The sequence below is a fragment of the Streptomyces sp. NPDC017520 genome (assembly GCF_044329855.1).
Classification (GTDB): domain Bacteria; phylum Actinomycetota; class Actinomycetes; order Streptomycetales; family Streptomycetaceae; genus Streptomyces.
Genome location: NZ_JBIRKB010000001.1, coordinates 894,566 through 914,470, shown reverse-complemented (window position 1 = coordinate 914,470; position 19,905 = coordinate 894,566). Strand labels below are relative to the sequence as shown.

Annotated in this window: 16 protein-coding genes; 9 read left to right on the top strand and 7 right to left on the bottom strand. The window is 70.7% G+C overall.

The genetic code is table 11. The features are described from left to right. Positions 1 to 279 precede the first annotated feature (279 nt). The 7 genes from ACH4KB_RS04050 to eccB form a co-directional block, all read right to left on the bottom strand. Positions 280 to 576, bottom strand: coding sequence for a WXG100 family type VII secretion target (locus ACH4KB_RS04050; protein WP_398063293.1), 297 nt, complete (start codon positions 574 to 576; stop codon positions 280 to 282). 36 nt (positions 577 to 612) lie between these two features. Then, entirely contained in the window at positions 613 to 966 is a 354-nt protein-coding gene (locus tag ACH4KB_RS04045; protein ID WP_265598987.1) for a WXG100 family type VII secretion target, read from the bottom strand. A gap of 72 nt (positions 967 to 1,038) precedes the next feature. Then, positions 1,039 to 2,277 (bottom strand): S8 family serine peptidase, encoded by a 1,239-nt coding sequence (locus tag ACH4KB_RS04040; protein WP_398063290.1) that lies wholly within the window; start codon positions 2,275 to 2,277, stop codon positions 1,039 to 1,041. Positions 2,278 to 2,305: 28 nt separating this feature from the next. Next, positions 2,306 to 3,973 carry a hypothetical protein gene (locus ACH4KB_RS04035; protein WP_398063288.1) on the bottom strand — a complete coding sequence of 556 codons (1,668 nt, stop codon included), beginning with the start codon at positions 3,971 to 3,973 and terminating at the stop codon, positions 2,306 to 2,308. Beyond that, positions 3,970 to 4,452, bottom strand: a complete 483-nt coding sequence (locus tag ACH4KB_RS04030; RefSeq protein ID WP_398063286.1) for a hypothetical protein — start codon at positions 4,450 to 4,452, stop codon at positions 3,970 to 3,972. Before ACH4KB_RS04030 ends, ACH4KB_RS04035 begins: the two co-directional genes overlap by 4 nt. Before the next feature lie 147 nt (positions 4,453 to 4,599). Further along, on the bottom strand, positions 4,600 to 5,877 hold the full coding sequence (mycP, locus tag ACH4KB_RS04025) for a type VII secretion-associated serine protease mycosin (RefSeq protein ID WP_398063284.1): 1,278 nt from the start codon (positions 5,875 to 5,877) through the stop codon (positions 4,600 to 4,602). 13 nt (positions 5,878 to 5,890) lie between these two features. Further along, entirely contained in the window at positions 5,891 to 7,423 is a 1,533-nt protein-coding gene (eccB, locus tag ACH4KB_RS04020; protein WP_398063282.1) for a type VII secretion protein EccB, read from the bottom strand. Positions 7,424 to 7,606: 183 nt separating this feature from the next. On the opposite strand from eccB, the gene eccE reads away from it, so the two are divergent. From eccE to ACH4KB_RS03975, 9 genes are all read left to right on the top strand, one after another. Further along, positions 7,607 to 8,962: a type VII secretion protein EccE gene (eccE, locus tag ACH4KB_RS04015; protein ID WP_398063280.1), complete on the top strand. Its 1,356-nt coding sequence runs from the start codon at positions 7,607 to 7,609 to the stop codon at positions 8,960 to 8,962. Then, positions 8,959 to 9,669: a hypothetical protein gene (locus ACH4KB_RS04010; RefSeq protein WP_398063278.1), complete on the top strand. Its 711-nt coding sequence runs from the start codon at positions 8,959 to 8,961 to the stop codon at positions 9,667 to 9,669. Before eccE ends, ACH4KB_RS04010 begins: the two co-directional genes overlap by 4 nt. Positions 9,670 to 9,755: 86 nt before the next feature. Next, entirely contained in the window at positions 9,756 to 9,989 is a 234-nt protein-coding gene (locus ACH4KB_RS04005) for a DUF397 domain-containing protein (protein ID WP_003965867.1), read from the top strand. A 440-nt stretch (positions 9,990 to 10,429) separates the two neighbouring features. Then, a complete protein-coding gene (locus ACH4KB_RS04000) occupies positions 10,430 to 13,630 on the top strand; it encodes an SCO5717 family growth-regulating ATPase (protein WP_398063276.1) in 3,201 nt (1,066 codons plus the stop codon). A 207-nt stretch (positions 13,631 to 13,837) separates the two neighbouring features. Continuing rightward, on the top strand, positions 13,838 to 15,715 hold the full coding sequence (locus tag ACH4KB_RS03995; RefSeq protein ID WP_398063274.1) for an ABC transporter substrate-binding protein: 1,878 nt from the start codon (positions 13,838 to 13,840) through the stop codon (positions 15,713 to 15,715). A gap of 3 nt (positions 15,716 to 15,718) precedes the next feature. Then, on the top strand, positions 15,719 to 16,810 hold the full coding sequence (locus ACH4KB_RS03990; RefSeq protein ID WP_398063272.1) for an ABC transporter permease: 1,092 nt from the start codon (positions 15,719 to 15,721) through the stop codon (positions 16,808 to 16,810). After that, on the top strand, positions 16,807 to 17,781 hold the full coding sequence (locus ACH4KB_RS03985; protein WP_398063270.1) for an ABC transporter permease: 975 nt from the start codon (positions 16,807 to 16,809) through the stop codon (positions 17,779 to 17,781). The genes ACH4KB_RS03990 and ACH4KB_RS03985 overlap by 4 nt, the downstream gene beginning before the upstream one ends. After that, complete coding sequence (locus ACH4KB_RS03980; protein WP_398063268.1) at positions 17,778 to 18,845, top strand: ABC transporter ATP-binding protein; 1,068 nt, start codon at positions 17,778 to 17,780, stop codon at positions 18,843 to 18,845. The genes ACH4KB_RS03985 and ACH4KB_RS03980 overlap by 4 nt, the downstream gene beginning before the upstream one ends. Beyond that, entirely contained in the window at positions 18,842 to 19,894 is a 1,053-nt protein-coding gene (locus ACH4KB_RS03975) for an oligopeptide/dipeptide ABC transporter ATP-binding protein (RefSeq protein ID WP_398063266.1), read from the top strand. The genes ACH4KB_RS03980 and ACH4KB_RS03975 overlap by 4 nt, the downstream gene beginning before the upstream one ends. Positions 19,895 to 19,905: the final 11 nt, after the last annotated feature.

Here is a 19,905-nt window from a genome sequence, read left to right as displayed (position 1 = left end):
CCGGGCCCCCCGGGGGGGGGGGGGCCGGGGGGGGGGCCGGGGGGGGGGGGGGGGGGGGCGGGGGCCCCCGCGGGGGGGGGGGGGGGGGGGGGGGGGCCCCCCGGGGGGGGGGGGGCCCCCCCCCCCGCCCCCCGCTCCGACGCGCTTGGGCCGGCCGGCCCTCCGGACACAGCTCAGGGTGGACACCTCCCGCGCGTGTCCACCCTGATGTGCTGTGCTGCGCAGTTCTGCGCTGTGCTTGTGGTGCTTTTGGTGCTTTTGGTGCTGGGTCGAACTCCGTTAGAAGTTCGCTGCCGCCCGCTTGTCACCGCTGCGGTAGATGGGCGACGCCTCGCTGACCTTCCTGGCGATGTCATCGAGGTTGCCGCGGATGGCGTCGGCGTCCGTCCTCCACCTGTCCTGGGCGGCGGTGTAGGCGCGCTTCGCCTCGCCCTCCCACACTTCCGACACCTTGGCGATCATGGACTGGATCTCCTTGAGGTCCATGTCGAGCTGCTTGGCCTGCTTCCGGATCTCACCGGCCGCGAGATCCAGGCTCGCGTAAGTGACGACCGTCGTACCGTCGTTGTTTGCCATGCGGTCCTCCGCTGCTTTCGAGTTACGGGATAAGGGTCAGAAGCTGTTCAGGCTGGACGACTGTTCCTTGGCGCTGGTGTTGTGGCCGTCGACGACGTCCACACCCGCGAGGGCCTGGCGGATCTCGTCCTCGTTGTCGCCCGAGATGGTGCGGGCGGCCTTGATGGACTCCTGGAAGCGGACGAGCTGCTTGGCCAGGCTGACCATGCGGTTGTTGATCTCGGTCTGCTTCTGGTTGAAGTGGTTGGCGCCGATGCCCTTCCACTTGCCTTCGAGGTTGTCGATCGTCGCCTGGAGCTGCCGGAGCTGCCCCTTCACCGAGTCGAACTTGATGCTGAGGTCACCCTCCAGTTTCAGGAGCGCGGCATCTGAGACCTTCTGATCTGCCATGGTTCTCTTTCCCTTTCGGTTGGTTCTGCAAGGCCGGCATGGATCGCCGGCCGGTACATGCGGAACGTGCGGTCAAGCGGCCCTACGCCTGCGGACCACGGCGTAGGCCACTCCCCCGAGCACGACCACAGCTGCGGCCACTCCGAGGATCAGGCCCAACTGGCTTTCGTCCCCCGAGGACTTGGTCTCTTCCGCCGCTACGGGCTTGTCGCCCTCCGCGCCGTTCTTGGCGGGCTGCGGCGAGGCGGAGTCGGCGGGCTTCTTGGACGCGTCGGCGGGGCCGGTCGTCCTCTCCTTGGTGAGCGGGCTGATGTCCGGGTCGCCGGGGTCGCCCTTGCCCTTGAGGACGTTCATCGAAGGGCGGATCAGGCCGTGACCGAGGTAGTTGCTGGTCTCGCCCTTCTTCCAGTCACGACTGGCCGTGTCGAAGAGGACGTTGAGCACCTGGTTGGCGGTCCAGTCAGGGTGGAGGGACCAGACGAGGGCGGCGGAGGCGGAGGCGATGGCGGTGGCGGCGCTGGTGCCGCCGTCGCCGTCGCAGTAGCTCTTGAAGGAGTTGTCGCACCACCCGGGAACGTCGCTTCCCGGGGAAGCAACGTCTACAGAACCCGAGTGCTGCGAATAGTAGGAGACCTTCCCCTTGCGATCCGCCGAGGCCACACCCACTACCTCGGGGTACGAGGCCGGATATACTCGCGTGTTCGACTTATTCCCCTCGTTTCCGACGGAGGCAAGGAACAATTTTCCTTTACTTTCGGCATATTTGACCGCTTCACGATTCGAATCCAGGTAGCGGTCACTGCCGAAAGACATACTGATGATCTGCGCATCAGTTTCGGCCGCGGCTCGAATAGCTTTCGCAGTATCACTGAAGATGGTGGAGTTCTTCTTCATGAAGTCGCCATCGCTCATGCGTACAGGGATGATCTTGGCTCCCGGGGCAAGACCCTTCAAGCCGCCTCCCTCGCCTGTCCCGGCGATCAGCTCGGCCATCGTTGTGCCATGACCGTGGTAGTCGTCGGTTTCGTCGCCCGGTGCTCCGGTTACGTCGACGCCCTTGAGTACTTGTCCCTGCAGCGATGGCGTGGACGGGTTCACACCCGTGTCGATAACAGCGACTTTGACGCCTTCCCCGGTCGTGACCTTCCACATGTCCTCAGCCTGCATCGCGCTGAGGTACCACTGCTTCGACTGTGTGTCGGCGGCGGCAGGTTGCGCCGCACCGACGAACACCACACTCCACGAAGCGGCCACAGCCAGCGCGCCGAGCACACGCACGCGCCTCTGAGCTCGGCTCATTCCTGCTGTCATCCCGGCTTCCGAACCTTCCCTGGGGCTTCTACTCGACGACCGGCGGCACGGATCCGCGCCGTCCGGCATTCCACGTCTCTTCGTCTTCCGTCAGGTAGTCGGGACGGGTCGAACCGTTGTCATCGTCCTCCCGGCCGGAATTCTGCCGACCGGCAGGACCACGTACGAGGCCTGCTCCGCCAGATGTGAAGCCCTTGGCGTTCGAGCCAGCGGCGGCAGCCTTACGGGGAGCGCCCACGACTCCGTTCGCGCCCGAAGCCTGACCGGGTCGGCCGCCAGGGCGGGAAGTGGCAGCTGCTGCTCCGCGCCCTCCGATCACTCCTCGCTGGCCGGAAGCTCCGGCAGCGGCTCTGCCCTGAGGCGCGTTCTGAGGGGTTCCACCGACAATGCCATTCCTGCCTCCCGCGCCAGGTGCGCCGACTGTGGACGCACCGCCCTGGCCGGTAGCCGGTCGTCCGCCCGTCGCAGTGGAACGGCCGGTAATCGGCGACTGCGGGCCGACCGGCGGACGGCCGGTGGACGATCCCCCACCACCCCCCATGGCAGTGGGGCGACCGACCGGGGGCCCGCCAGGTCCCTTGGCTACGGGACCGCCCCCTGTGGGCTGAGCCTTGCCCACACCCAGGCCGGTCTGGTTCACCGTCCGTTGCGTCAAAGGCCTTGCCATACGCGACGGGTTTCCCTGCCTGGTGGTCATGAGGGGGGGCGGCACTGCCGTCGGCGGCATCACGGACGGGCCCGTCGCCGGCGTGGGAGACGGTAGCGGTGGCGGGCTGGCGACCGTCGGTGGCGCCTTGGGAGGCGCGACGCTGTTGATTTCCGTAGCCGTTCCCCTGTCTGCCAAGGGCACTGAGCCGAGGGCCTCAGCCTGTGACCAGTTGGCCGCGGCTACTGAAGCAGAGCCCCCCGCTACGGAGCGGCCTGAAGAGTCTGAACCTGCACTTCTACCGAGAGCCTCGGAGCCAACGCTGGGAGGCCGGGACGAGGGCCCTTCGATGGGGTCCTTGTACGGCCTCGGCATTTCGATATCAAGGTTCTTCCCGAACCGCGGCGGCTCCTGCCCCGCCAGCACCTCCTCGGAGACCGAGTAGTACGACGCCAGCCGGTTGACCTGGTTGATCGCCTCCTGGCGGTTCTTCTCCACCTTGACGGCGGCCTCGTACTCCGGGTTGGCCTCGATCCGGGCCGGGGACTCGATGTCGTCCGGCATCTTCCGGATCAGCCGGCTGTCGCGCGGCGGCATGGCGCTCTTCACCGACGCCAGGCCGGTACCCGCGACCGTGATCTGGGTGCCGGCCGCGTCCGCGAAGTCGCCCAGCTTCTCGGCGTGGGCGACCAGGCCCGTGCCGAAGGCTCGGAAGGCCGTGCCGGACTCGCCCTGCCAGTCAACCCCCTTGAGGTGGTCCTTCAGCTCCTTCGCCGCGCGCCGGATGGCGTCCCTGGCCTTCCAGAGGGCCTCGCCGGCGCTCTCCAGGTGTTCCGGGTTGGAGTTCTCCACCAGGTCGATGAGGGCGTTGAGCTCGTGTCCCTCGAAAGAGGTACGGCCCCCGGTGCGAGGGTTGCCGAAGCCGAAGGATTCCATGACCCGGCCGGCCGTCTCGGTCATGTCCGTGACGACGATCTGGGTCTGGACCCGTCCCTCGTCCTGCTTGTGCTGCTCGGCCGGAGTCAGGTTCGGCTGCTTCTCGTCGCTCATTCCGCTGCCCACCCGGAGTCCGACTGCTGGTCGTTGTTGGTCTGTTCAGGCTTCGCCTGCTCGGACTTCGCGTGCTTCTCGCGTTCCTCGTCCATCCGGCTCTGGATCTCGTAGAACCGCCGCCTGATGTCGTCCTCGACGTTGTCGAAGCCGACTGCCGCCGCGTGCACGCCCAGGCTCAGGTACTCAATCTGGTCGCCGAGGGACTTGGAGAGCGAGACGAGGGAGGAGTGGACCCGGTGGTACTGGGTGTAGAGGCCGTCCGCCTCGGCGAAGCGTGCGTTCGGGCCGCTCAGTGAGGCCCGCGAGACCTTCTGGTCGGCGACCTTCGTCTTGCTGGCCGCCGAGCCCTCGAAGTCCGCCAGCAGGGCGTCTACACGACTCTTGAACTTCTCCAGCGCACCCACTCCGCGCCTGAGGTCACCCGTACCGCCACCGCCACCTGGATCGGTCACAATGCCGTCCTCCCCGTTCCGCATCCCCGTTTGCTCGGATCGTCCCGCGTTGCTATCGCACTGACACGGTCCGATCCGATCTCATCCCGACAACTCTAGTCACTGCGTACGACAGCGCCAATCGACTTGAGAGTCACGTGACTTGTCTCATGGCCGACTCTTCACTGTTCTTCACCGTTCCCGTCGATATGCCTCGCCCGCCAGGCGCCCCGCGCGTCTCCGCTTGTCCCGTACCGCCACCGCCGTACCCGCGATGGCCGCCACCAGGACGCCGCCGCCGACCATGACGTACGTCGCCAGGCGCGCGTTCCGCTCGTCGGCCGTTTCGCCCAGGTGGAGTTCGGCGGGGGTGGGGGCTTTGCCCTTGCTCATCCCTTCGCTCGCGACCGGGCGGTCGATGGGCTTGTCGTCCTCCGTGAGGGCGCGAACCGGGTCGACCACGCCCCAGCCGACCAGGATGTCGTGGCCCGCGACCGAGCGTTCCGCCGTCTGCTGCATCTGCGCGACGATCTGCTCCTGCGTCCAGTCGGGGTGCTTCGCCTTGATCAGGGCGGCGACTCCCGCGACGTACGGGGCGGAGAAGCTGGTTCCGTTGTCGGCGCAGTGTCCGCCTCCGGGGACCGTGGAGACCATGTCCACTCCGGGGGCGGCGATGCCGACGAAGTCGCCGGACTGGGAGAAGGCCGCCCTTTCGTTGTTCCGGTCCGAGGAGGCGACGGCGAGGACGCCCTTGAAGGACGCCGGGTAGGTCTCCTTGACGTTGCCGCCGAGCCCGTCGTTGCCGGCCGAGGCGACGACCACGACGTCCCGGGCGAGGGCGTTGTCCACGGCCTGCCGCAGTTCCGCGGACGGCTTCACGGCGTCGGCGGTGTCCTGGGAGATGTTGATGACGTCCGCGTCCGCGTCGTTGACGGCGTACCGGATCGCTCGGGCGAGGCTGTCGGTCGTGCCGTGGCCCTCGGCGTCGTTCTGCTGGATCGGGATGATCGTCGCGTCGGGGGCCAGGCCGCTGAAGCCCGTGCCCTTCATCTCGCGCGCGGCGATGATGCCGGCGACCTTGGTGCCGTGGCCCACGGTGTCCGTGGTGCCGTTCTCCTTGCCGCGTTCGATCTTCGTTCCGTCGTCGTTCTTGAGGTTCTTCGGCAGGAAGTTGCGGCCCGCCTCCGTGTCCACGGCGGGCTTGAGCTGTTTGTTCCTGACGTCGACTCCGGTGTCGATGACCGCTACGCGTACGCCCTTGCCGGTGGACTGCTTCCACACCTCGTCCAACAGGACGCGCTGCAGCGCCCAGGGCCGGCCCGGGTAGTTCTTCGAGGGGAACGTGCACTGGGTCGAGTCGTCCGCGGCCGCCGGGAGCGCAGGCAGGGTGACGACGAGGACGGCCGCCGCCGCCGTGGTGATGAGCAGGCGGCGGACCGGGCCGTGGTGGTCGTGGTCGTGGATCGCCATGTCCGTGCCCCGCTCACGAACCCTGCGGCTGGCTGGCCGCGCCGGTGGAGAGCCGGGGGCCGGTCGGCAGGAGGGCGGACCAGACCGCCGGTACGGGGTTGGGGTCGACGCCCTTGTAGCCCAGCCGGTTCTGCGCCTGCTGGGCCTCCTCCTGCTGGGACTCCCGCTCCTTCTTCGAACCGGATCGGCCGATGCCGGAATCGCCCTGGCCGCTGTCGCTGTTGGACTGCATCGCGTAGCGCAGGCCGGTGTCGGTGACCAGGAACAGGAAGCCGGCGCTGGTCGAGGAGCCCTTGAACTGGCGGAAGAACTCGCCCGATCCCGGCGTGACGTAGGCGCTGCTGGAGCCGGTGGGGAGCGTCGCGGGGAAGCTCGTACCCACCCAGGTGCTCAGCGTGGTGGCGCCGCTGTCCGCGTCGACGCCGCGCAGTACGTTGCACACGGTGTTCCGGCTGCCCTTCCTGACTTCAGGGGAGTTGACGGGCTCGGGCTTGCTGACCGGCCAGTCCCTCTTCTGGTTGAAGGGGGCGCCCGGTTCGAATTCGCCGGCGCTGACCGGCTCGGCGTTGCCCGCCTGCTTGAGGTCCACCAGTTGCCGGCTGCTGAGCAGGAGCTTGGCGGTGAAGTCCGATACGGGCGCGACCCTGCCCGGCAGGACGACGTAACTCTGGGTCCCGGTTCCCGCTGGGGCGGTCAGGACCATGCCGACCCGGTTCGTCCGGTCGTCGAGCGTGCCGGGGGCACCCGCGGGGGCCCCAGGGGTGCCGTCCACGGTCGGGAAGGTGATCGGGGCCCCGATGTGGAGCGTGGCCAGCCATGCCGCCGAGACCCGCTGGGGTTCGGAGCCCTGATCGACCAGGGTGCGCAGGAGTAGTTCGTCCTTCTGGACGGGGTAGGCCTTGCCTGCGGCGTCCACGATGTAGCGGGTCCGATCCGGTCCCGGCCCCTCGACGTACATCAGCTGACCGCCCCGCAGGGCGTTCTTGCCCCCAGTCTTCTTCTCCTCGCGCTCGGCGAAGATGAAGGTCGCCTTCTGGATGGCCCTGCCTCCCTCGCCGGGCCGTTCGCAGACCGCCCAGCGCTTGGCCGCCCCCGCTTCCTTGGCGTCGGGCAGCCGGTCGGGGGCGTACGGGATGCCGAGTGTCGCACCGTGCGGAATCTTGCCGCTGTCCAGGACCGACTCGTTGACGTTGACGACGGTGCCCTTGTCCGGGGCGAGCAGGAGCTTGGCGGAGGCCATGTTGAGGACGGGGTGCAACTGCTTCTTGCCGTCGGTCTTCAGCACCACGTACCGGGTGGTGGATTCGCTGGCGATGATGACGTGTTCCTTGGCGACGTCCCACTTCTGGGGGGCCACCGGCTTGAACATGCCCCAGGCGCCGAAGACGGCGAGAACCACGACGGCGACGATGGCCCCGGGAAGTACCGCACGCAGCGGTTTGGGGGCGCCTTCCTCGGAACCGGTGGGGTTGGGTTGCAGGAATTGTGCGATCAACCTCCGCTTCGCAAAGGTATAGGCGTTGAGCTCATCCCGCCGTGATGCCATGTGTCCGCTGACCCTTCTCCCCAGTGATCGAACAGGGTCCCACACGCACCGTCGGCCCCCGCTGCCGTACCGCGCCCCTACTATGCCTGCCGGGGTTCCGCTCCCTGTGCTCAGGTAGGGTGACGACCCGATCAACACCCGTGTAAAAAGCGGTGAATACGGACACGAGGGGGCAACGCGGCGATGGGTGCAGCTACGCGCGAGCGTACCGGGCGGGCCGGCCGTCGAGCCTCCGGGACTTCCCGGAGGCAACGTAGCAACGAGTCGCCCGCGACGCCTCCCGTCCAGCCCTCCGGCACCCCCGGTCCCAACGCCCCTGCCGCGACGACGCTGCGTTCGATCTCGCGGACCGACCGGGTGCGTCCCGTGCTGCGGCAGCTGGTGATCGTCGAGGTGGGCCTCGTGATCGCCGCCGTGGGCGCGGTGCTCGGTGGCGCCTGGCTGATCCCGTCGCTGGTGGCGCTCTGTCTGCTGGTCGCTCTCGCGGTGGTACGCCGGCGGGGCCGCGCGCTCCAGGACTGGGTGTCGAGCGCCCTCGGGCTCCGTGCCCGGCGCCGGTCCGCGGCCACGCCGCCCTCGGACGCGGAGCCGATGCTGGCGCCGGTCGCCGAGAACGTGCCCGGCTTCGGCCCGCAGGTGTATGTGGACCGGGCTCACCGGACGGTCGGCATGCTCGGCGACGGCACGTTCCTGACGGCCGTGGTGCGGGTGGAGGCGAGCGGCGAGTCGCTGAGGCCGGCGTTCGGCGCCCGGTCGCTCCCGCTGTCGCTGCTGGGCGACGCCCTTGAGGTCGACGACATCGTGCTGGAGTCGGCGCAGTTGGTGCAGCAGGTGCGGTGCGCGCCGGCCCCTCATCTGCCGCAGCAGTCGGTGGCCAGGCTCAGTTACGCGCCGTTGCAGGACCAGACCGGCGCGCCCGCGCTGCGGATGACGTGGGTGGCGGTGAAGCTGGATCCCGAGCTGTGCCGTGAGGCCATCGAGGCGCGCGGCGGCGGGCTGGAGGGGGCGCAGCGCTGCCTGGTGCGGGTCGCGGACCATGTGGCGAGCCGGGTGACGGGCGCCGGTTTCCAGGCCGTTGTGCTCGACCAGGACGAGTTGAACTCCGCCGTGGCGACCTCCGCGTGCGCCAATCCCATCCTGTCGGGGCGGGCGGGCCGGCCGGACACCGCTCTGCAGCGGCGCACCATGGAGACGTCCCGGGTCTGGCGGTGCGACGACCGCTGGCACACCACGTACGCGGTGGACCGCTGGCCCGAGTTGGGCCGGGGCGCGACGCCGCTTCCGCAGTTGGTCGCGCTGCTGACCTCGGTGCCGGCCTACGCGACGACGTTCAGCCTGACGGTGCGCCGCGGGGTGCGCCAGGGCTCGACGAGCGTGGCCGGGCATGTGCGGGTCACCGGCGGTTCGGACACCGAACTGATTGGTGTGAGAAGGACGTTGGAGCAGGCAGCCCGGCACGCCAAGGTGGGGCTGGCACGACTGGACCGCGAGCAGTTGCCGGGCGTCCTGGCCACGCTCCCGCTGGGAGGCGCACAGTGAGCAACCGGACCGAGCCCCGGCGCGGGCTGCGCGGCCCCCGTCATGCGGGTCACACCGTGGCCGCGGACCACTTGGGGGCGTTGTCCCTGCCGGTCGGCGACGACGGCGTGATCATCGGCAACGACGCGAACAACAAGCCGCAACTGATCGGCTTCCACCGCCCGGTGCCGTACGACGTCACGCTGATCGGCGGGCTGTGGACGGCACAGGTCCTGGCGCTGCGGGCGGCGGGCACCGGTGCCCGGGTGGCGGTCGAGACCGGTCGCGTCCAGGCCTGGACCACACTCGCCCAGGCGGCGGGCGCCGGGCTGGAGTGTGTCTCCCTGTACGACGTGGGCCGTGTTCCGCCGACGGGAGCGACCGTGGGCAGCCCCGTGGTCGTCGTGCGGGACTGCGGCATGCGACCGCCGCGCGGCCGGGTGGTGTCCTCGCCGTGGCAGTCCGTGCTGACGCTGCTGCCTTATCTGAGCCCTGTCGCACCGCGGTTGATGCGGTCGTCAGCGCTGGTGGGCATCCAGCGGGTCTCGCCCGGCGAGGCCGAGCAGATCGGCCGGATCCTGGGGCTGGCGCGCGCCGAGTACGAGGCGCTGCCCACCCTGGCGGACGGTGTCACCCTCTGGGTGGCGGGGCGCGAACACCATTGGGTGATGACGAACGCGACGGACGCCGAGACCGGACTGCTGGGCTCAGCTCGCCGGATGGACTGATTCCTGCACCGTTCTGCCCACGAACACCTCTCCCTCCGGGGAACATGGACCCCGCACCGAATCCGTTCGATCGAAGGGACGCCGTCATGGGCACCCAGCAGGAAAAGGACGAGCTCTACGCTCTCGACATCTCGGATGTGACGTGGCTCAGCGCGCCCGGCACCGAGGAGGCGGAGGAGCGGGTCGAGATCGCGCATCTGCCCGGCGGCGCCGTCGCCATGCGCTCCTCGCTGGACCCGGACACCGTCCTGCGGTACACGGAGGCGGAGTGGACGGCGTTCGTCCTGGGTGCTCGCGACGGTGAGTTCGACCTCACCTAGGCCCCCCTGGTACAGCTCCTCTCGTACAGGTCCTCTCGCACAGGTCCGCCACGCGGGGCCGGCATCACGCGGGGCCGGCATCACGCGGGGCCGGTCTCGCGGAGGCGCAGAGGCGCGGAGCGCCGCGAAGGGCGGCCGCCGGAGTGCGCTTTCCCGTTCCGTCCTGTCCGTGTACGGCACGGATTGACCGTCTCGTCGCCCCCTTTCCTTCGCACGTCGTTCACCGGGGTGTGGCGCCTGGCCCGTGGGGCGGGGTTTGCCGTGCCCCACGCCCTGCCTGAGTTCACCGGTTGGCGATTAGGGTGGGTGGGGCGCGGCAGAAGAAACCTGCGAGCAGGTGATGCGCGTCGCAAGGGGGAGAGCCGGGCGTACCGGCACATCGGGAACGGTCGCCCCCACCCACCACGGCACAAGGGTGCTCGACCACACCAGGAGGCAAAGTGAACGGCGATCGGGACGAGATCCGCGGCGGATGGGACATGCCCGTCGACGAGTCGTCCGACGCGGATCCCGCCGAGATGACGGGTGAGTTCACCATCGACTACACCCCTCCCGCCTGGTACACGCAGAACGCGGCGGGGGACTCGTCGGGAGGAGCGGGCTCACACCTGGCGCCGCCTCCCCCGCCGGTCGGGGCGCCCCTGTCCTCGCCCGACCTGTCGGCGACGCCTGGCGGCTTCGACCCCAACTGGGCGCCCGCCCCTCCGGCGCCCGCCGAGCCGGCCGTCCCCGCGGCTCCGGAGGCTCCGGTCTCCCCCGCCGTGCCGGAGACGCCGTACGCTCCCGCTCCGCACCCGCAGGCTCCGCACACCCGGGCTCCGGACGCTCCCGCTCCGCACACGCAGGCGCAGGACGCTCCGGCTGCTGCTCCGACCACTGCTCCTGCGGCTGCCGGCGGCGATGCCGGTCCGTTCGGCGGCGGCGATGTGGAGAGCGGCTCGACGATGCGGTTCTCGCCCGCCGCGCTCAAGCGGGAGATCGCGGAGCGCGAGGCGGAAGCCGTGGCCGGATCCGCCGAAGGGACGGGTTCCGCTGCTGCCGCGGACGGCCTGTCCGGTGCCGGATCGGCGACGGACGGCGGAAAGCCCGACGCTCTCCCCTCCGGTTCGGACCCCGAGGACGTTTCCCCGTCCAGCACATCCTCCACGTCCTCCGAGTCGGCCGCCTCCGCCCCTCCCTCGCTCGCCGACACGGACTCCGAGGCCGCCCCCCGTACGGACGCGGGCTCCACGGATTCCGAGGACGGCGGCACGGCCGGAGCGAGCGCCGACGAGACCCCGGGTCCCGATGGCGTACCCGCCCCCGACGCCGTGACGAACGCCGGCGCGGGCGCGCATTACGCGGTTCCCCAGGACGCCGCGCCCCGGGACGTTCCGCCTCCCGTCGCCGACGCCCCGCAGGCCGCCGCCGCACCGGTGCCGTGGTCGCCACCCGCCCAGGGTGGCGCGCTGCCGCCGCTGCCGCCCGCCTTTCAGCCGGCCGCTCCGGCGCCCTCCGCGCCACAGCCCGCGGCGCAGTGGCCCGGTTCCGCCCCGGCGAACGAGGCGCCCGGCGGCTACGGCTTCCCGCAGACAGGACAGCCGCCGCAAGCACCTCAGGCACCCCAGCAGCCGCACCAGCAACAGCCGTTCCCCGGTCAGCACGGTCAGCACGGCCCCGGAGCACCGCTGCCGCCTCAGGCGCACCCGCAGGCCCCCCAGGGCGCGGGCGGGTACGGCTTCCCGCCGCAGGGCGGCTACGGCTTCCCACAGCCCGGCCACCCGGGTCAGCCGGGTCAGCCGGGTCACCAGGGTCAGCCCGGCCACCCGGGTCAGCCGGGTCAGCCGGGTCAAGCGCCCAACGCGCCGCAGCCGCAGCCGCACGCACCCTTCCCGGCCCAGGGCGCCCCCAACCTCCCCGCCCCGCAGCAGCCGGAGGCGTACGGACAGCAGCACCGGGCCGCCCAGCCCCAGCCGCCTCAGCAGCAACAACCGCCTGTCGACCCGCGTGCGGGCGGAGCCTGGCCCACCCCGGTCGCACACGACCAGCGCGAGCGGTCGGTGCCCGGCGCCCCGCTCGGGTACACGGCGGCCGTCGAGCTCTCCTCCGACCGGCTGGTGCGGGGCAAGCAGAAGGCCAAGAGCAGCCGTAACCCCTCCGCCGCCTCCCGGTTCAAGCTGGGCGGCAAGAAGGAGGAGGCCGAGCGGCTGCGCAAGCTGGAACTGATCCGCACCCCGGTGCTGTCCTGCTACCGGATCGCCGTCATCAGCCTCAAGGGCGGTGTCGGCAAGACCACCACGACGACGGCGCTGGGTTCGACGCTGGCCACCGAGCGGCAGGACAAGATCCTCGCCATCGACGCCAACCCGGACGCCGGCACGCTGGGCCGACGGGTCCGCCGCGAGACCGGCGCCACCATCCGCGACCTGGTCCAGGCGATCCCGTACCTCAACTCGTACATGGACATCCGGCGGTTCACCTCGCAGGCGCCCTCCGGTCTGGAGATCATCGCCAACGACGTGGACCCGGCGGTCTCCACGACCTTCAACGACGAGGACTACCGGCGCGCGATCGAGGTGCTCGGCAAGCAGTACCCGATCATCCTCACCGACTCGGGCACCGGGCTGCTCTACAGCGCGATGCGCGGGGTGCTCGACCTCGCCGACCAGCTGATCATCATCTCGACGCCCTCGGTCGACGGCGCGTCCAGCGCGTCGACGACGCTGGACTGGCTCTCGGCCCACGGCTACGCCGATCTGGTGCAGCGTTCGCTGACCGTCATCTCCGGCGTCCGCGAGACCGGCAAGATGATCAAGGTGGACGACATCGTCCAGCACTTCGAGACGCGCTGCCGCGGAGTCGTCGTCGTACCGTTCGACGAGCACCTCGCGGCGGGCGCCGAGGTCGACCTCGACATGATGCGGCCCAAGACCCGTGAGGCGTACTTCCACCTCTCGGCGCTGGTGGCCGAGGACTTCGCGCGGGCCCAGCAGCAGCAGGGGCTGTGGACGGGGGACGGCCAGAACCCGCCGCCGCAGTTCGCCCCGCCGATGCCCGGCCAGCAGGGCTACCCGGCACCGGGACAGCCGATGCAGGGACAGCCGGGCGCTGCCGGTCAGCACGTTCCCGGTCACCAGCTCCCTGGCCAGCAGCTCCCTGGCCAGCAGGTCCCCGGACAGCAGGTCCCCGGTCACCAGCTCCCTGGCCAGCAGGTCCCCGGACAGCAGCCGTACGCACCGCAGCAGCCCGGCCCCGGCCAGCCCTACCCGCAGCCGCAGCCGCAGCAGCAGCACCCCGGGCACCCCCAGTCGGAACAGCAGGGACAGCAGGCCGGACAGGCTCAGCCGGGGCACCAGCAGCCGTACGCCCAGCAGCAGCCCTACGGTGGACAGCCGCCGTACGGGGGATATCAGGCGGCCGGTCAGCCGGGTGGCCCCTATGCCCCGCAGGGGGCGCCGGCGGGACCGCAGAACGGGTGGCTCCAGGCGCCTCCCCCGCAGGCCGGGCCGGGTGCGCCCGGCGCCGGTGCGCCGCAGCAGGCGCAGCCGGAGCAGCAGGGTGAGCACGGCAACCCGGCAGGCCAGCCCGAGTTGCCGGGTCCGGTGCCTCCCGCCGACTGGCAGCAGTCGCCTCCGCAGCCCCCGGCGGCGCCTCGGCAGTAGGGCCGAAGTGGTTTAGACCAATGGGAGCCAGGGAAGGGCCCGTACCGCTCGCGCGGTGCGGGTCCTTCCGCTATTCCCGCAGCCCACACGCTGTTTGACTGACCGTTGACGAGCCTCGACCACCGCTGATAAACCTTCGCTTCACCAACTGGCGAACCAGAGATCTACCCGCCTTCTTCAGCGAGTGATGACGCGAGGTCCCCGTCCATGGTCACTAGAGTTCCCCACCACTCCACCCGGCCACGCCGACGCCTGCGCCTCCTGCTGGCCTCCGGCGTGGCCGCCCTGGCACTCACCGCCGGATCCGTCGTACCCGGAAACCTGCTCGCACCCGCCCCCACCGAGGCGCGCGCGGACGACGGGAGGACGACGCTCACGGTCGCCGTCGCGCAGAGCGTCGACTCACTCAGCCCGTTCCTGGCGCAGCGGCTGCTCAGCACGAGCGTCCACCGGCTGATGTACGACTACCTCACCAACTACGACCCCAAGGACAACAAGGCGATCCCGGGCCTCGCCACCGCGTGGGAGCCCTCCGCGGACAAGCTGACGTGGACGTACACGATCCGCTCGGACTCGAAGTGGTCCGACGGACGGCAGGCCACGGCCGAGGACGCCGCCTGGACGTTCAACACGATGATGACCGACGAGGGCGCCGCGACCTCCAACGGCAGTTTCGTCGGCAACTTCGAGAAGGTGACCGCGCCCAGCAAGGACAAGCTGGTCATCACGTTGAAGGAGCCGCAGGCCACGATGGCCGCGCTCGATGTGCCGATCGTCCCGAAGCACGTCTGGGAGAAGGTCGGTGACTTCTCGAAGTTCAACAACGACAAGGACTTCCCCATCGTGGGGAACGGTCCGTTCATCCTGACGGACTACAAGGTCGACAGCTATGTGAAGCTGAAGGCCAACAAGGACTTCTGGCGCGGATCCCCCAAGTTCGACGAACTGGTCTTCCGCTACTACAAGGACCAGGACGCGGCCGTGGCCGCCCTGCGCAAGGGCGAGGTGTCCTTCGTCGCGGGCAGCCCCAGCCTGACCCCCGCCCAGTCCGCCTCGCTGGAGAGCGCCCCGGACATCAAGGTGAACGACGCCCCGGGCCGCCGCTTCTTCGCGCTCGCCGTCAACCCGGGCGCCCGCACCAAGGACGGCCAGAAGTTCGGCGACGGGCACCCGGCGCTGCTGGACCAGAAGGTGCGGCACGCGTTGTTCATGGCGGTCGACCGCAAGACCATCATCGACAAGGTCTTCCAGGGCCACGCCGTCGAGGGCGAGGGCTACATCCCCCCGCGCTTCGGCGACTACTTCTGGAAGCCGTCGGCCGACCAGAAGCTGGCCTACGACCCGGCGAAGGCCGCGGCCCTGCTGGACGAGGCCGGGTACAAGAAGAACGGCGCGGGCAAGCGCGTCGGCAAGGACGGCAGGCCGCTCGACTTCCGCATCCTGTGCCACGCCACCGACCCCAACGACAAGGCGATCGGCAAGTACCTCCAGGAGTGGTGGGGCGAGCAGGGCATCGGGCTGAAGGTCGACTGCCTCGACAACGTTTCCGACCCCTGGTACGCCGGTGAGTACGACCTCGCCTTCGACGGCTGGTCCGTCAACCCCGACCCCGACTTCGTCCTGTCGATCCACACCTGCGACGCGCTGCCGACGAAGGCGAAGGAGACGGCCTCGACCGACAACTTCATCTGCGACAAGCAGTACGACGAGCTGTACAAGAAGCAACTGGCCGAGTACGACCCCGCCAAGCGGGCGGATCTGGTCAAGCAACTGGAGTCGCGGCTGTACGACACCGGGTACATGAACGTCATGGCGTACCCGAATGCCGTCGAGGCCTACCGCACCGACCACATCGAGTCCATCACCACCATGCCGTCGGCCGCGGGCAACATCTACGGCCAGGACGGCTACTGGAGCTGGTGGTCGGCGGTCCCGGCCGCCGGGGCCTCCTCGTCCGGTTCCTCCGACTCCGGTGGCTCCTCCACCGGGGTGCTCATCGGGGTCGGGATCGCCGTCGTCGTCCTCGCCGGTGGCGGACTCCTGTTCGCCATGCGTCGCCGCTCCACCGCGGAAGACCGTGAATAGTCCATGAGCTCAGAAAGCACTCCCGCCCTGCTGAAGGGCGCGGCGGGCGTGGAGAGCACCGAATCCGGCGGCCCGGCTCCGGCCGGGCCGCCGGCCCGCTCCCCGCGCTCCCGCTCCACCGCCGCCTACGCCCGCTACGCGGCGGGCAAGCTCGCCGGGGCGGCCGTCTCCCTCTTCGCCGTCCTCGTCACCAGCTTCTTCCTCTTCCGGCTGATCCCCGGCGACCCGGTCAAGCAGATGACCGGGGGCCGTCAGGTGTCGACCGAGCAGATCGCGGCGATGCGCCGCGAGTTCGGCCTCGACCTGCCGCTGTGGCAGCAGTTCACCCAGTACTGCGGCAAGGCGCTGACCGGCGACTTCGGTACGTCGTACCAGTTCCGCGCCCCGGTCGTCGACAAGATCGCCGAGGCGCTGCCCGCCACCCTGCTGCTGACCGGCACCGCCTTCGTGATCTACACGCTGCTCGGCATCTGGCTGGGCGCCCGCTCCGCGTGGCGCAACGGCAGTGCCGGGGACCGCGCCAACACCGCGTTCGCGCTGACGCTGTACTCGGTGCCCTCGTTCTGGCTCGGCCTCCTCCTCATCATCACCCTGTCGGTGGGCGTCGGCCCGATCCCCGGGCTCTTCCCGACCGGCGGTATGGAGTCCGGCGACACCGAGGGCTTCGACCGGGTGCTGGACATCGCCCACCACATGGTGCTGCCCGTCGTCACGCTGGTCGCCGTGGAGTACGCGCGCACGCTGCTGGTGATGCGCTCCTCGCTGCTGGACGAGATGGGCAGCGACTATCTGACGACCGCCCGCGCCAAGGGGCTGCGCGACGACCTCGTACGCCGCAAGCACGCCGTGCCGAACGCGATGCTGCCGACCGTGACGCTGCTCTTCGTGAACCTCGGCACGACGGTCGCCGGGGCGATCCTGGTGGAGACGGTGTTCTCCTGGCCGGGGCTCGGCGGCCTCTTCTACCAGGCGCTGAGCGTGCCCGACCTGCCGTTGGTGCAGGCGCTGTTCTTCGTGTTCGCCGCCGCGGTGATCCTGATGAACACGCTGGCCGATGTGATCTATCCGCTGCTCGATCCCCGGGTGGGCCGATGACGACGTCGATGGAGAAGCCCGGGCCGCTGGACCCGGACGCCCGGAAGCCCTCGGGGCAGCCGGAGAAGGCGGTCCCGGCGCAGAGCCCGCGCGCCCTCACCCGGGCCCGGCGGCGGCAGGCGGTGCTCCGCTTCTGGCGGCAGTACCGCACGCACCGCGCCGGTCTCGTCGGGCTCGCCGTGCTGGCGGTGATCGCCCTGCTCGCGCTGACCGCCCCGCTGCTGGTGGGAGCCGACTCGCAGAGCGTGACCAACGCCCCCGGCGGCCCGATGGAGGCCCCTAGCGGTGAGTTCCCGCTCGGTACCGACCAGTTCGGCCGCAGCCTGCTGGCCCTGATGCTCTGGGGCACCCGGGTCTCGCTGACGGTCGGGCTGCTCGCCGCCTTCCTGTCCGTGGCGATCGGCACCCTCATCGGGATCACCGCGGGCCACTTCAAGGGCTGGTACGCCACCGTCATCATGCGGGTCACCGACTGGTTCCTGGTGATGCCGACCCTGGTGCTGGCCATCGCCCTGGCCACGGTCCTGTCCCGGTCGGTGTGGACGACGATCCTGGCGATCGGCGTGACGACCTGGCCGACGACCGCACGCCTGGTCCGCGCCCAGACGCTGTCCGTCGAGTCCCGCCCGTACATCGAACGCTCCCGGGCGCTCGGCGGCGGACACCGCCACATCATGTCCCGTCACGTCCTGCCCAATGTGATGCCGCTCGTGCTGGCCCAGACCACGCTCGTGATCTCCACCGCCATCCTCACCGAGGCGACCCTCGCCTTCCTCGGGCTCAGCGATCCCACGATCGTCTCCTGGGGCGGCCTGCTCCAGGACGCCCGCGAGGCCGGCGCGGTCAGCTCCGGCAACTGGTGGTACCTCGCTCCGCCCGGACTCGCCATCGCCGTGGTCGCCCTCGCCTTCACGCTGTGCGGCCGCGCCATCGAGTCCGTGCTCAACCCCAAGCTGGGGGTGTCCCGTTGACCGCCACGACCACGACCACCACGCCGAACCCGGACCCGGCCGACACCCCCGGCCCGACGGAACCGGTCGGCGATCCGCCGCTCCTGGAGGTGCGGAACCTGACGGTCACCTACGGGGGCGGGGCCGACGCCGTCCCCGCCGTACGGGGGGTCGATCTACGGGTCGAGGCCGGGCAGAAGCTCGGCATCGCCGGGGAGTCCGGCTGCGGCAAGTCGACGCTGGCCCTCGCGCTGCTGCGGCTGCTGCCCGCGACGGCCACGCTCACCGGCGAGATCCTGCTCGACGGCGAGGACGTCCTGACCATGAAGTGGGGGCGGCTGCGGGCGGTCCGCTGGGCGGGCGCGTCGATCGTCTTCCAGGGCGCGATGCACTCGCTGAACGCCGTGCACCGGGTCGGGGACCAGATCGCCGAACCGATCCTGCTGCACAGCAGGGCCACCCCCGCCGCCGCCCGCGAACGGGCCGGTGAGCTGCTGGAGCAGGTGGGGCTGCCCGCCGCCCGGGCCCAGGCCTATCCGCACGAGCTGTCGGGCGGGCAGCGGCAGCGCGTGATGATCGCCATGGCGCTGGCCTGCGATCCTCGGCTGATCGTCGCGGACGAGCCGACCACCGCCCTCGACATGATGATCCAGGCGCAGATCCTGCGGCTGATCGAGGCGCTCGTCGCGGACCAGGGCGTCGGGCTGATCATGATCAGCCACGACCTCGCGGTGCTCGCCGACACCTGTGACCGGCTCTCGGTGATGTACGCGGGCCGGGTCGTCGAGGAGGGCCCCGCCCGGCAGGTGTACACGGACGCCCGCCACCCTTACGGCAAGGCGCTCTCCGCCGCGTTCCCCAGGATCGGGGACCTCTCCTCCCGGCACGCCCCGCGCGGTCTGCCGGGGGACCCGCCGGACCCCTCGGCGCTGCCCGGCGGCTGCACCTTCCATCCGCGGTGCCCGGTGGCGCTCGACTCCTGCGCCACCGAGGACCAGGAGCTGCGGGAGGCCGGGGCCGAGCGCCGGGCCGCCTGCGTCCTGGTGGACGCGCCCGCCGCCGACGACGCGAGGAGCACGACATGAGCACCACCCCTGCGACCGGTGCCAAGCCCCCCGTCTCCACCGCTCCCCTGCTCAGCGCCGAGACGCTGAAGGTCGCCTTTCCCGGCCGGCGCGGGGCCGCCACCGCCCGCGCCGTCGACGGCGTCGACCTCGACATCCGGCCCGGCGAGATCGTCGCGCTGGTGGGCGAGTCCGGCTGCGGCAAGACGACGCTGGCCCGGTCCCTGCTCGGCCTGGTCCCGCCCACCTCGGGCCGGGTCACCTTCGGCGGCGCACCGCTCGACTACACGGGCCGGGCGCTGAAGGCGTACCGCAAGCGCGTGCAGCTGGTCCTCCAGGACCCGAGCGGCTCGCTCAACCCCCGGCACACGGTGTACGACGCGGTGGCCGAGGGACTGCGCATCCACGGGTACGCGGGCGACGAGCGGGCGGCCGTCTCGGAAGCCCTCTCCCGGGCCGGGCTGCGACCGCCGGAGCGGTTCTTCCTGCGCTTCCCGCACGAGCTGTCGGGCGGTCAGCGCCAACGCGTCGTGATCGCCGGGGCCCTGGTGCTGGAGCCGGAGCTGATCGTGGCCGACGAGCCGGTGGCCTCGCTGGACGCGTCGGTACGGGGCGAGATCCTGGCGCTGTTGCTGCGCCTGCGGGACGAGCTGGGGCTCTCGGCGCTGGTGGTCACCCACGACCTGGGGCTCGCCTGGAACATCGCGGACCGGGTGGCGGTGATGTATCTGGGCCGGATCGTCGAGACGGGCCCGGTCGAGCAGCTGCTGACGGCCCCCCGGCACCCGTACACGCGGGCCCTGTTGTCCGTGCTCCCGGAGGCGGAGGGCGAACCGGTCGTGCTGGCCGGGGAGCCGCCGGACCCCTCGAAGGTGCCCGGCGGCTGCCGGTTCCACGTCCGCTGCCAGGTCCTGGCCTCGGGCGAGGCGGAGCGGGCGGGGGTGGCCCAGGAGTGCCGCACGGTGGATCTGCCGGTGCTGAGCGGCGGCGGAGGCACGCAGGTGGCGTGCCACTGGGCTGCGGCGTGCGGCGGGGAGGACCGGGGCGGGCCCGCCGGGGCGCCCGCCTGAGGCAGGTGCTG